Origin of the sequence: Bacillus canaveralius (assembly GCF_002860125.1) — a bacterium.
GTDB classification, from domain to species: Bacteria; Bacillota; Bacilli; order Bacillales; family Cytobacillaceae; genus Bacillus_BJ; species Bacillus_BJ canaveralius.
Genome location: NZ_PGVA01000026.1, coordinates 44,216 through 57,393, shown reverse-complemented (window position 1 = coordinate 57,393; position 13,178 = coordinate 44,216). Strand labels below are relative to the sequence as shown.

Below are 13,178 nucleotides of genomic sequence, written 5' to 3'. Positions count from 1 at the left end.
TTTATGGATAATAAAGTATGATTATGTCAAACTATGCGAACTGAAAAAAGAGTTTGCTGATAAATAAGACTTTCATACTATTATCATACCAAAATACCCCATATGTTAGCAATAACGCACAAAATATTTCTTTTTTAGAACATTTGGCATTTGAGCAAATAAAAAATTATTTAAATGGAGCGAATTGTAGGCGGACTATGCAACTGAAAGCCGAAAGGAAGATCAGAATGAATGTTCTTACAAGAGGATTGTCAGTTCCATTGAAAAGAAAAACTGCAGAAAAATGGCTGCGGAGGAAGGTTTTCATCCTCTACAGCCATTTCACTTTAGGTTCCGTTTTATTGATAATTCTCTTAATATTGGCCCGGTGCCGGTAGAACACAAAAAAACCAAGAATCGAGACGACGATGATGAGCGGAAGATCACCAAAGATGATTGCATAAATAACAGCGGCGATTGCTGCCATCATCGAAGATAGGGAAACATACTTTGTTATGTACAGACTTACGAAAAAGATTAACAGCATTATGACAAACATCGGTGGCGCATAAAAAAGCAGCACCCCGCCTGATGTTGCGACTGCCTTGCCGCCTCTGAACCCCGCAAACAACGGGTACATATGGCCAACGACTGCAACAACACCTGCGATCAATGGATGAATATCTGATCCAAACAAAACAGGCAATGCTGCAGCAAGTGTTCCTTTTAAAATATCGGCACTTGTAACAATCAACCCCGCTTTTACTCCGAGAGTCCGGAATGTATTGGTTCCTCCGAGGTTACCGCTTCCATGCTGGCGAATATCGGTTCCATAAAAAACTTTTCCGATAATCAGGCCTGAAGGAATTGACCCAAGTAAATAAGCTAATAAAATGATTAATGCGTCAACCGCCATGTATTCACCCCTTCATCGGTGGCAAAATAATAATAGCACCCCGAAAATATTATAGCAGATAAATCGCGGATTTAAATATGTTTGCTGACAATAAATTTACCACAGCAAGGCAAACTAGATAATATAAACATAGCTTGCATGGCTAGAAACTGTTTCAGTTTCTGATGAAGGGGTAAATGAAAACAGATTACCCATTAATAGAAAAGGAGGTTCACCATGGAACATCAGATCAATCAATCTAATACTGACGCGGATGGAAGAATTGAAGCAAAATTAAATGACCTGGGCAGTGAAAAAAAGGAAGAGATCTTAGCCAATTTTGATCAATTTAAAAGCTATTTGGGCGATAAAGTTTCGAAAGGAATGAAGCTGGGGCTTGATGAAGAGCAGCTCGCAAACGCTGCCCAAAAGGTTGGTGATTATCTTGCCCAAAAGGAAGAGCCTCGCAATCGCGAAGAAAAATTGTTGCAGGAGCTCTGGCAAGTCGGCAACCAAGAAGAAAAGCATATGCTTGCCCATATGCTAGTAAGGCTAGTTCACTAAATAATGAACACACAGGCTGCTTCTGCATAAAGCGAAGCAGTTTTTTAAATTCGCTAAACGGCAGACAAGGAGTTTTGTGCTGGTGGCAAATGGGTAAAACGGACCAAATGGGCTGTGAAAGGCCGGTAAGTCCACTCAAGGCGAACAGATAGCATTTAAAGGGGAGTCTTAAATTGAATAAACTAAAAATCCTGATAAAGAAAAAAAGGGTGTGGATTCCGCTTCTCGTTATAGCCATCATCAGTACTGTGATTATTTACAATAGACAAAAGCCGCTGCCCCCGAATATTTCATATGAAGGAAAAGTTCACACTGTTCAAGATGCCTCATTTCTTTATGATCTCACCTATAAAGATGAAAATGGACGCATCATGCATGATCAGCATATATTTGATACCATATTTGAGGCAATTCGCAATGCTGAACAGTATATCGTGATAGATATGTTTTTATTTAACGGATATACACAACCAGGCAAGGATTTCCCCGAAATCAGTGCTGTTTTAACAAAAGAACTGATTAAGAAAAAGCAGGAAAACAACGATATCAAGATTATTTTTATTACAGATGAGATCAACACAACATACAACTCCCATCGAGCAAAGGAGTTGACAGAACTAAAAAAACACGGAATCGAAACCGTGTATACCAATGTCGACCGGCTTAGGGATTCTAATCCTCTTTACTCGGGGATTTGGCGAACATTTATCCACTGGTTTGGCCAGAATGGCAACGGCTGGATGCCGAATCCTTTGGCGGAAACTGCACCGGATGTGACGATGCGCTCCTATCTTAAACTGTTGAACATTAAAGCAAACCACCGTAAGGTATTTGTATCCGAAAAAACGGCAATTATTTCTTCAGCAAACCCTCATGATGAAAGTGCTAACCATTCAAATATAGCCTTTCAAGTAAGCGGGAATATTATAAATGACATTTTGGAATCTGAGCAGGCTGTTTCCAACATTTCAAATGGCCCAAAGCTGCCGGAATTTCAAGCTGCAGAAGCAGAACCCGGCCCCGTTAAAATCCAGCTCCTGACAGAAGGGAAAATTCCAAAACATATATTAAGCGAGCTCAATGATACAAAAAAAGGGGATATAGTATGGCTTGGAATGTTTTATCTTGCAGATCGCCATGTTATTGACCACTTAAAAGAAGCGGCAGACCGGGGCGTCAATATTCGTCTTATTTTAGATCCGAACAAAAATGCATTCGGCTCGGAAAAAATCGGACTCCCAAACATCCCGGTAGCAGCAGAGCTGGATAAGCTCGGGCATGACCATATTCACATCCGCTGGTACGATATCGGTAAAGAACAATTTCATAGTAAGCTAATGTTTATCAAAAAAGAAAACAACGGTGTCATCATCGGGGGCTCTGCTAATTTTACGGCAAGAAACTTAAATGATCTTAATCTAGAGACAGATATCAAAATCACGGCACCACCGGAAACAGATATATATCAAGACGTTGATTCCTATTTTGAGCGAATTTGGGACAATAAAAACGGGCGTTATACTGTCGATTACGAAGCGGATCAGAACGATCTCCCCGTTTTTAAGTATTTAACCTATTTAATCCAAAAAGCAACGGGCTTTACAACCTATTAATCTATTTTTCATTAAGAACCGGGATATACCGGTTCTTTTTTCTATTCATGATGAAACTATTTGTCTGTTATTTTCGTTAACAATATGGGATGAAAAAAGATTGGTTTCATAGGTATTATTGGAGGTAAACAATCCTTTTCATTTCCGGCAGTTTTCAGTACGATAAGAGTGAGGGGGAGATGAAAATAGCAATTCTGCAACGAGAGAAACGAAAGCAACTATCAAAAAAATGGATTGCCGGGGGACTTCTCTTGGCGTGTTTGATGGTCATTTCGAGTGTTCTCTTACTCTTGTATCCTTTTGCGTCAAAGGTGAAAGACAATCATTTTATCGGTGACAACCCGATTCTTTTTAAAGGGGCACAAGCAGGAAATGCGATCATTGAAGGTGAATCGGTGTATGTTCCCGTCTCCTTTATGAACAGCATTGAAGGGAATATCGCCTATGATCAAAAATCTAATTCTATAATTATCGCAACAAAGGATAAAGTTGTCCAAATGCCTGGCGAATCACAGACTATTTATGAAAATGGCCAGCCGGTTGAACTCCAGTTTCCAGCAGTAACTGCCAAGAGTGGTGAATTGCATGTCGCGCTCGATGCGATGCTGGCTTATTTTCCGATCCAATTTAAAGTTTTGCAGGAATCAAATGCCGTTTGGATTCAGCAGGACGGGCAGCATCTGACAAGAGGAGTCATTACGGGAAAGGATGCTCATGCTGAAAAGTTGCGGCTTCGCACTAAAGCAAGCCTCCAGTCAGCCTATGTTGCGAAAACAATTGATCAAGAGCCGATATATATTGAAAAGGCAACGGACGATTATTTGTTCGTTAGAAACGAAAGCGGAATTGCCGGCTATATCGAGAAAGATTTAGTCAAGGAGACTTCAGAAGAGGTGGTTACCATTGCACGTGATTCGAATAATCCTGTGCTTCCGCAACTAGACGGGCCTGTCCAACTTACTTGGGAGGCTGTTTATACAAAAAATCCAGATACGAATCAAATTCCGGCAATGCCCGGAGTAAATGTTGTATCGCCAACATGGTTCGAACTTACATCAGCTGATGGAGCTGTGAAAAATCTCGCATCCATTGACTATGTAAACTGGGCGCGAAACAGGGGTTACCATGTTTGGGGACTCTTTTCCAACGCTTTTAACCCGGAGCTGACCCATTCAGCCTTTAAAGATTTCGAAACAAGACAAAAGATTATCCGCCAGCTGCTTAACTACAGTCAAACGTATCAATTGGCCGGAATCAACCTGGATATTGAAAATGTAAATGAAGCTGATGGACCGCTTGTGACCCAATTCGTTCGCGAGGCAACTGCTTATTTTCATCAGGCTGGCTTAGTCGTCTCGATGGATATTACGTTTATCTCCGGTGGAAATTGGTCTGCCTTTTATGAACGAGACAAACTGGCGAATATCGTCGATTACATGATCGTGATGGCATATGATGAGCATTGGGCAAGCTCTGAGAAGGCGGGAAGCGTCGCCAGCTTTCCATGGGTCGAGCAAAATTTAAGCAAACTGTTGGATGAAGTCCCGAAAGAACAATTAATTCTTGGCGTCCCTTTATACGCAAGACTTTGGAAAGAACAAGTACTCGCCGGCGGGAACGTCGAGGTTACTTCAACGGCACTGTCGATGAATAAAGTAAAGGAATGGCTTATTACAAACAAAATTCAACCGACTTATGATCCGGACAGCGGCCAAAATTACGCGGAATACTATAATGAGGCAGAACAAGCAACATATAAAATTTGGCTTGAAGATGAACTTTCATTAAGAAAACGGACAGAGATGGCCGCCCAATATGAACTGGCAGGAGTGGCAAGCTGGTCAAGATATTTTGCCGACGAAGCGGCCTGGACAGCGTTACAGTGGAAAAAAGATAACAACATCACGAAGAAATAACAGCGAAAAATGGTCTGAGACAATCAGGCCATTTTTTTAAACAGAAGCTTGAAAAATGACTTTTACGATAAGAACTGGCAGAATTAACTAATAAGCGAAAGTCAAAGGGAGGGAAGACATGAAAATTTGAGCATGAAAATTTGAGAAGGAATAGATAGAAATCGAGAGGTTCGCAAAGTTAGATAAATGAAAATCTTAGCGGACTGAAAGGTTTTTCAGAAAAATTTTCGGGTATAGGCAAAAGGATATAGCTTCAAGCGTCAATGCAAGAGATAAACCGCTTATGGGGAATAATAGCACGAAATAGATAATCAAGAATAAAAGCAGGTGATCGTAAATGATCCGGTTTAATCGGGTGAGCAAAGTATACCCAGATGGGTTTGAAGCAGTAAAAGGGATCGACTTACATATTGAAAAAGGGGAACTCGTCGTCTTAATTGGTCCGAGCGGCTGTGGCAAAACGACAACGCTGAAAATGATCAATAAATTGATCGCTCCGACTTCAGGCACTATTTATATCGATGGTGAAGATATTGCTGAAGTGGATGGTGTGGAACTGAGAAGAAGAATCGGCTATGTGATCCAGCAAATCGGCCTGATGCCCCATATGACAATCGCCGACAATATTTCACTAATCCCAAGGCTAAAGGGTTGGAAAAAGGCAGACTATGAAAAGCGCGTTGAAGAGCTATTGGAGATGGTTGGGCTTGATCCCGGACAATACAAGTCCAAATATCCATTGGAATTAAGCGGCGGGCAACAACAACGTGTCGGTGTCATCCGGGCCCTGGCCGCTGAACCGCCGATCGTATTGATGGATGAACCATTCAGCGCCCTTGACCCGATCAGCCGTGAACAGCTGCAGGACGAGCTTAAATCCCTTCAGCAGCGAATTCACAAGACAATCGTGTTTGTTACACATGATATTGATGAGGCCCTTAAAATTGCCGACCGGATTGCCGTCATGAAAGATGGTGAAATCATTCAGATAGCAGCTCCTGACGAACTGCTTTCTAACCCGGAAAATGACTTTGTCCGCGACTTCTTGGGGGAAGAGCGGTTAACCGAAAAAACAGCTTTAACAGCGAAAGATGTGATGGTTAAAGCCGCCCAAGGCGAACAAGGAATTACCGTTCAACCTACAGAAGTCCTTGAAGCCATGTCAGCTTTAACCGAGGAAGAAGATTATCCGATCGTGCAAGAGCAGGATGATCTTAAAGACATAGTCCGTTTGCTTATTGAGAAAAACCTAAATTCGCTCGGCGTTGTTGATGAACAGCATAAAATGGTCGGTATCATCACGAAAGACCATTTATTAAGCGTTTTGGCCGAGGTAAGGATGGAGGATGTCCACAGATGGAAGAAAACGTATTTTCAGCATTTATAGAAACGATTACATCCAGATCTGATGATATTTGGCAAGGTTTGACGGAACATTTATTTTTGTCATTTACGGCTATCTTGATTGCGCTAGTAATCTCCCTGCCTCTTGGCATCATCGTTTCAAGGAAGAAGAAGCTTGCCGAGTTTGTAATTGGGATTACGGCTGTATTTCAGACAATTCCAAGCCTTGCTTTCTTCGGATTCCTGATTCCCATTTTTGGGACTGGTAATGTGACTGCGATTACTGCCTTAACGGTCTATTCGTTACTTCCGATCCTGCGCAATACATACACGGGAATTGTCGGAGTTGACAGTGCGGTGATTGAAGCAGGCAAAGGAATGGGTATGACCAATCAACAAATTTTAACGAAAATTGAACTGCCTCTCTCACTTCCGTTCATTATGGCGGGAGTACGTACTGCCACTGTTTTAACGGTTGGAGTGGCGACGCTGGCCACATTTGTCGGAGCAGGCGGCCTCGGTGAACTCATATACAGGGGCTTATCGACTTGGAATAATCAGCTTGTGTTAGCAGGAGCAATCCCTGCCGCACTATTAGCAATCTTATTTGACTTTATTTTAAAACGAATTGAAGTTGCAGCTACACCAAAGGGATTAAAAAATATTCAGGGGGGAAATTGATGAAAACAAGATTATTAATGTGCGTCTCGCTTATGCTTATGATCGGGGTTTTATCTGCCTGCAACAACAGCGGTGACTCAGGAGATAAGATTGTTATTTCGGGGAAAATGTGGACAGAGCAATACATCCTGCCGCATATTTTATCTGAATATATTAAAGCACATACCGACTATGATGTCGAGGTGGAGGATGGACTCGGGGAGGTTTCGATCCTGACACCAGCAATGGAAAAAGGTGATATTGATATGTATGTTGAATATACTGGGACCGGCCTTGAAGCGGTTTTAAAAGAAAAGGCAGAACCAGGTGAGTCTGCTGATGACATATTTGAGCGGGTAAAGACGGGTTATCAAGAAAAATATGATATAGTTTGGCTAGAGCCTCTCGGCTTTGAAAACACCTATACACTTGCCTATACGAAGGATAAAAACATTGCAGCTGAGAATTTTTCTGATCTAGTGCCATATTCAAAGGATCTTTCCTTTGGGGCACCACACCAATTTTATGAGCGCGAGGATGGCTATGACGCGATGGTTGCAGCCTACAATTTTGAGTTTAAAGACCAGAAAAGTTTTGATCCGAATATTATGTACGAAGCAGTCAAGGAAGGGGAAGTTGATGTGATTCCGGCCTTCACAACCGATGGCCGCATTGCCCGATATGATCTTGCTTCCTTAAAGGATGATAAGGGATTCTTCCCGCCATATTATGCAGCACCGGTCGTCAGACAGGAAGTATTGGACGAATTCCCTGAACTTGAAAAGGTTGTGAATGGTCTGGCCGGAAAGATTTCTGAAGCAGAAATGGCAGAAATGAATGCAAAGGTCGACATCGATAAGGAAGATCCTGAACAGGTGGCCAAAGATTTCTTGATTGAAAAGGGCTTAATCACTGAATAATCCTATATTTTTAGTGAAAAGGGTGAAAAGAATGGCAATTGAAAATCCGGATCGTGAAGAAATCGGCAAAATTTTAAAAAAGGCTAGAAGAATTGCTGTTGTTGGTTTAAGCAATAATCCAGCAAGGACCTCTTATATGGTGTCGGAAGCGATGCAAAATGCCGGTTATGAAATCATTCCTGTCAATCCAAATATTGATGAAGCGCTTGGCGTGAAGGCTGTTCCGTCGTTAAAGGATGTTGAAGGCCATATCGATATTGTCGACATTTTCCGGCGTCCCGAGCATTTAGCCGGGCTTGCAAAAGAGTTTGAAGAAGTGGATGCCGATGTGTTCTGGGCCCAGCTTGGGGTAAGGGATCAAGAAGTCTTTCAATATTTAAAAGAAAAAGGCTATACTGTCATCATGGACCGCTGTATCAAGGTTGAGCATGCGATGACGAAATAGCGTTTTAAAGAAACATGAAATCATAATGATTCATGTTTCTTTTTTTTAAAAGACCGCGTGTTTATGTAATAAAATAACAGCAATTAAGCCGAAATTTCTTTGGATTTTACGATGAATTTTTCAAATAGATTTGCCAAAACGAAATAAATAGATACAATTAAGCATAGACGCTTGGCGAACTTATGGTAAAATATGATAAGAACGTTTGTTCCAATTTCCTAAAATGGTAAACTTCTAAAGAATCTAATTTAAATGGACGATACTTAAAAAGAGTGTTCGACAACATCCAGAGAATACGTTAATGTTGTTTTGTAGCAATGAAAGGGGTATGTTCGTGGCAGCAAATCAGGAAGCATTTGATTACAATGATGATGCCATACAGGTGCTTGAAGGTCTCGAGGCGGTAAGAAAACGCCCGGGCATGTATATTGGGAGCACCGATGCACGGGGTCTGCATCATCTTGTTTACGAGATTGTTGACAACTCGGTAGATGAAGCACTGGCCGGGTTTGGAAACCATATTATCGTTAGAATCCATAAAGATAACTCTATCAGTGTAATCGATAAAGGGCGCGGTATGCCGACAGGGATGCACAAGCTTGGCAAGCCTACACCTGAAGTGATTTTGACGGTACTTCACGCCGGCGGAAAATTTGGCCAGGGCGGATACAAAACAAGCGGCGGCTTGCACGGTGTTGGCGCCTCTGTCGTCAATGCTTTGTCGGAATGGCTCGTTGTCACAATTAAACGCGACGGCTCTATTTATACACAACGCTTTGAAGACGGCGGCAAGCCGGTTACGACACTTGAAAAGACCGGAAAAACGAATCAAACTGGAACGACGATTCATTTTAAGCCCGATTCCAGTATTTTTTCGACAACTACTTACAATTTTGAGACGCTTTGTGAACGACTCCGCGAGTCCGCCTTTTTGTTAAAAGGGATGAAAATTGATATTATCGATGAGCGCAACAATGTACAAGAAGAATTTCATTTTGAAAACGGGATTGAGGCGTTTGTTGAATATTTAAATGAAGAAAAAGATGTCCTTCATCCTGTTGTCAGCTTTGAAGGTGAACAAAATGGGATTGAAGTAGATTTTGCTTTTCAATTCAATGATGGATATTCTGAAAACGTTCTGTCTTTTGTTAATAACGTAAGGACGAAGGACGGCGGCACACATGAAGCCGGTTCGAAAACTGCGTTAACAAGAGCATTTAATGAATACGCCAGAAAAGCCGGACTTCTGAAAGAAAAGGATAAGAACCTGGATGGTGCCGATATTCGTGAAGGTTTTTCTGCAATCATTTCAGTGCGGATTCCTGAGCAACTTTTGCAATTTGAGGGACAAACAAAAGGAAAACTCGGTACGAGTGAAGCCCGTTCGGCAGTAGATGCAGTTGTGTCATCAAATCTTGCTTATTTTCTTGGTGAAAATCCGGATATCAGTTCGCTGTTGATCAAGAAGGCGATCAAGGCCTTCCAGGCAAGGGAGGCGGCCAGAAAAGCGCGTGAGGATGCCCGCAGCGGGAAAAAGAGAAAACGCTCTGATGCGGTTCTTTCCGGGAAATTGACGCCGGCTCAATCGAGAAATCCGCAGAGAAATGAACTGTACCTTGTCGAGGGCGATTCTGCAGGCGGCTCTGCAAAGCAGGGGCGCGACCGCCGTTTCCAGGCTGTTCTGCCATTGCGTGGAAAAGTCATCAATACTGAAAAAGCCAAACTTGAGGACATTTTTAAAAATGAAGAAATCAATACGATCATTCATGCAGTTGGTGCCGGGGTTGGCAGCGATTTTAACCTTGACGATATAAATTATGAAAAAATCGTGATTATGACGGATGCCGACACGGACGGTGCCCATATTCAAGTGTTGCTGTTGACGTTCTTTTACCGATATATGAAACCGCTTCTTGAAGCAGGAAGAGTCTTCATTGCGCTTCCTCCTTTGTACAAAGTAAGCAAAGGATCGGGCAAAAAAGAAGTGGTCGAATATGCATGGAGCGATGAAGAGCTTCAAGGGACGATTAAGAAGGTTGGTAAAGGCTATATGATCCAGCGCTATAAAGGCCTTGGTGAAATGAATGCCGACCAGCTTTGGGACACAACGATGGATCCGGAAACTAGAACACTTATCCGAGTCCGCATTGACGATGTTGCGCGGGCAGAGCGCCGGGTGACAACGTTAATGGGTGACAAAGTTGAACCGCGCCGGAAATGGATTGAAACCCATGTTGCTTTTGGCCTTGAAGATGACAGCAACATCCTTGAAAACGAAAATATCTCGGTTGCAGAGGAGGGTGCTGAATCATGAGTTCAGTTGAAAAATTTCGAGATTTGCCGCTTGAAGACGTGCTGGGCGATCGCTTTGGACGCTACAGCAAGTACATTATTCAAGAACGGGCCCTGCCTGACGCACGTGATGGTTTAAAACCGGTGCAGCGCAGGATTCTCTATGCTATGCATGTTGAGGGCAATACCCATGAAAAAGGATTTCGTAAGTCAGCAAAGACAGTTGGAAATGTAATCGGTAATTATCACCCCCATGGAGATACATCCGTTTACGATGCCATGGTGCGGATGAGCCAGGAGTGGAAAGTTCGTAAATATCTTGTTCAAATGCATGGAAACAACGGCAGTATCGACGGCGATCCTCCTGCAGCGATGCGTTATACAGAAGCCAGGCTTTCGGCGATTGCGGCCGAACTCTTAAGGGACATCGAAAAAAGAACCGTCGATTTTATTCCGAACTTTGATGACACATCAAATGAACCGACTGTTTTACCAGCGATGTTCCCTAATTTGCTTGTCAACGGATCAACGGGGATTTCTGCCGGCTATGCGACAGATATTCCGCCCCATCATCTTGGTGAGGTTATTGATGGTGTGATCATGAGAATGGACAATCCCGATTGTTCAGTGGAAGACTTAATGACTGCCGTTAAAGGTCCCGATTTTCCAACCGGCGGGATTATTCAAGGTGTAGACGGAATTAAGAAAGCATATGAAACAGGTAAGGGAAAAATCATTATCCGCGCAAAAACGGAGATTGAAGAAGTACGCGGTGGCAAACAGCAAATTGTCATTACCGAAATCCCGTTTGAAATCAATAAAGCCAACCTCGTTAAGAAAATTGATGAGTTTCGGCTTGACCGCAAGCTTGAAGGGATTGCTGAGGTTAGGGATGAAACCGACCGGACCGGCTTGCGAATCGTCATTGAATTAAAGAAAGAAACAGACGCTGAAGGCGTGCTCAACTATTTATACAAAAACAGCGATCTTCAAATCACGTATAACTTTAACATGGTTGCCATTCACAATCGGCACCCAAAATTAATGGGACTGCGCGACCTGCTTGATGCATATATTGGCCACCAAAAGGAAGTTGTAACACGCAGGGCCACGTACGACCTGCAAAGAGCAAAGGACCGCCAGCACATCGTAGACGGCCTAATGAAAGCTTTATCGATCCTTGATGAAGTAATCGCGACGATCCGCGCTTCAAAGGACAAGCGCGACGCCAAAGACAATTTAATTTCATCATTCGAATTTAGCGAAGCACAGGCTGAAGCAATCGTGTCTTTACAACTTTACCGTTTAACGAACACAGATATAACGGCGCTTCAGCAGGAAGCAGATGAGTTAGCGAAGAAAATCGAGGAGCTGTCCGCCATTCTGGACAGTGAGAAAAAGCTTGCTGCGGTTATTAAGAAGGATTTAAAAGACGTCAAGAGACGCTTCGAAGACCAGCGCAGAACGAGTATTGAAGATGAGATTTCGGAAATTAAAATTAATCTCGAAGTATTGGTTGCCAGTGAAGATGTCATTGTCACCCTCACAAAAGACGGCTATCTGAAACGAACAAGCCTTCGCTCTTTTGCTGCGTCGAATGGCCAGGATTTTGGCATGAAGGAAACGGACAGGCTTCTTTCCCAGCTGGAGATGAATACAAAGGAAGTGGTTCTTCTTTTTACAAGCAAAGGGAACTACTTGTATTTGCCTGTCCATGAAATTCCTGATACTCGCTGGAAGGATCTTGGCCAGCATGTTGCCAATATCGTCCCGATCGATCGCGATGAGGAAATCATTGAAGCGATTCCAGTCAAAGATTTCAATCAGGAAGCGTTTTTGTTATTCGTGACGAAAAACGGCATGGTCAAAAAAACGGAATTAAAGCATTATAAGGCGCAGCGTTATTCGAAGGCGCTCGTCGCTATCAATCTTAAAGAAGATGACACAGTCGTTGATGTTCATCTAACGGATGGAACAAAGGAACTGTTTTTAACAACGAGCTTTGGCTATGCTCTCTGGTTCCGTGAAGAAGAGGTCAGCATTGTCGGGGCCCGCGCCGCAGGAGTGAAGGGTATCAACCTGAAAGATCAGGACTTCGTCATCGGTGGTAAAATAATCGACCACTCTATTTCACAGTCAATCGTGGTTGCGACACAGCGTGGTGCGATTAAACGAATGAAGCTCAGCGAATTTGAACTGTCCTCCCGGGCGAAACGGGGGCTTGTTATTCTTCGCGAGCTAAAAGCAAACCCTCACCGTATTGTCGGATTTGCAACCGTGCAGAGTGGAGACCGGGTCTTCCTGCAGACGGAAAAAGGTCAAGTGGAGCATGTCGTTGCGGCAGAACTGCGCTTTACCGACCGTTATTCCAATGGCTCATTCATTTTTGATGAAACTGAAAGCGGAAAACTAAAGCATCTTTGGAAATTGGATAAAACTGAGGAATAAACTGTAAGGTGGGAACCCTTCATTTCAAACGAGATGAAGGGTTTTTTATCGTTCCCTGATTTTCTTACATGTTTTTTCCAAGAAAGGAGAAGTTAACATTAA

10 protein-coding genes are annotated in these 13,178 nt (G+C 42.8%); 9 read left to right on the top strand and 1 reads right to left on the bottom strand.

Features of this window, described 5'->3' with window-relative positions:
• Positions 1 to 310: 310 nt before the first annotated feature.
• Positions 311 to 895 carry a glycerol-3-phosphate 1-O-acyltransferase PlsY gene (gene plsY / locus CU635_RS11615; protein WP_101577539.1) on the bottom strand — a complete coding sequence of 195 codons (585 nt, stop codon included), beginning with the start codon at positions 893 to 895 and terminating at the stop codon, positions 311 to 313.
• A 216-nt stretch (positions 896 to 1,111) separates the two neighbouring features.
• On the opposite strand from plsY, the gene CU635_RS11610 reads away from it, so the two are divergent.
• The 9 genes from CU635_RS11610 to parC all read left to right on the top strand — a co-directional run bounded on the left by CU635_RS11610 (position 1,112) and on the right by parC (position 13,076).
• The gene (locus CU635_RS11610; RefSeq protein ID WP_101577538.1) at positions 1,112 to 1,438 is read left to right on the top strand and encodes a DUF3243 domain-containing protein; all 327 of its coding nucleotides are present in this window, start codon (positions 1,112 to 1,114) and stop codon (positions 1,436 to 1,438) included.
• A 173-nt stretch (positions 1,439 to 1,611) separates the two neighbouring features.
• On the top strand, positions 1,612 to 3,051 hold the full coding sequence (locus CU635_RS11605; protein WP_101577537.1) for a phospholipase D family protein: 1,440 nt from the start codon (positions 1,612 to 1,614) through the stop codon (positions 3,049 to 3,051).
• Positions 3,052 to 3,230: 179 nt separating this feature from the next.
• Complete coding sequence (locus tag CU635_RS11600; protein ID WP_180955602.1) at positions 3,231 to 4,967, top strand: glycosyl hydrolase family 18 protein; 1,737 nt, start codon at positions 3,231 to 3,233, stop codon at positions 4,965 to 4,967.
• Positions 4,968 to 5,304: 337 nt separating this feature from the next.
• Positions 5,305 to 6,354, top strand: a complete 1,050-nt coding sequence (locus CU635_RS11595; protein ID WP_101577536.1) for an ABC transporter ATP-binding protein — start codon at positions 5,305 to 5,307, stop codon at positions 6,352 to 6,354.
• Positions 6,324 to 6,992 carry an ABC transporter permease gene (locus CU635_RS11590; protein WP_101577535.1) on the top strand — a complete coding sequence of 223 codons (669 nt, stop codon included), beginning with the start codon at positions 6,324 to 6,326 and terminating at the stop codon, positions 6,990 to 6,992. The genes CU635_RS11595 and CU635_RS11590 overlap by 31 nt, the downstream gene beginning before the upstream one ends.
• A complete protein-coding gene (locus CU635_RS11585; protein WP_101577534.1) occupies positions 6,992 to 7,891 on the top strand; it encodes a glycine betaine ABC transporter substrate-binding protein in 900 nt (299 codons plus the stop codon). The genes CU635_RS11590 and CU635_RS11585 overlap by 1 nt, the downstream gene beginning before the upstream one ends.
• A gap of 31 nt (positions 7,892 to 7,922) precedes the next feature.
• Positions 7,923 to 8,336 (top strand): CoA-binding protein, encoded by a 414-nt coding sequence (locus CU635_RS11580; RefSeq protein WP_101577533.1) that lies wholly within the window; start codon positions 7,923 to 7,925, stop codon positions 8,334 to 8,336.
• Between the two features lie 334 nt (positions 8,337 to 8,670).
• Positions 8,671 to 10,650: a DNA topoisomerase IV subunit B gene (gene parE, locus CU635_RS11575; RefSeq protein ID WP_101577532.1), complete on the top strand. Its 1,980-nt coding sequence runs from the start codon at positions 8,671 to 8,673 to the stop codon at positions 10,648 to 10,650.
• A complete protein-coding gene (gene parC, locus CU635_RS11570) occupies positions 10,647 to 13,076 on the top strand; it encodes a DNA topoisomerase IV subunit A (protein ID WP_101577531.1) in 2,430 nt (809 codons plus the stop codon). Before parE ends, parC begins: the two co-directional genes overlap by 4 nt.
• Positions 13,077 to 13,178: the final 102 nt, after the last annotated feature.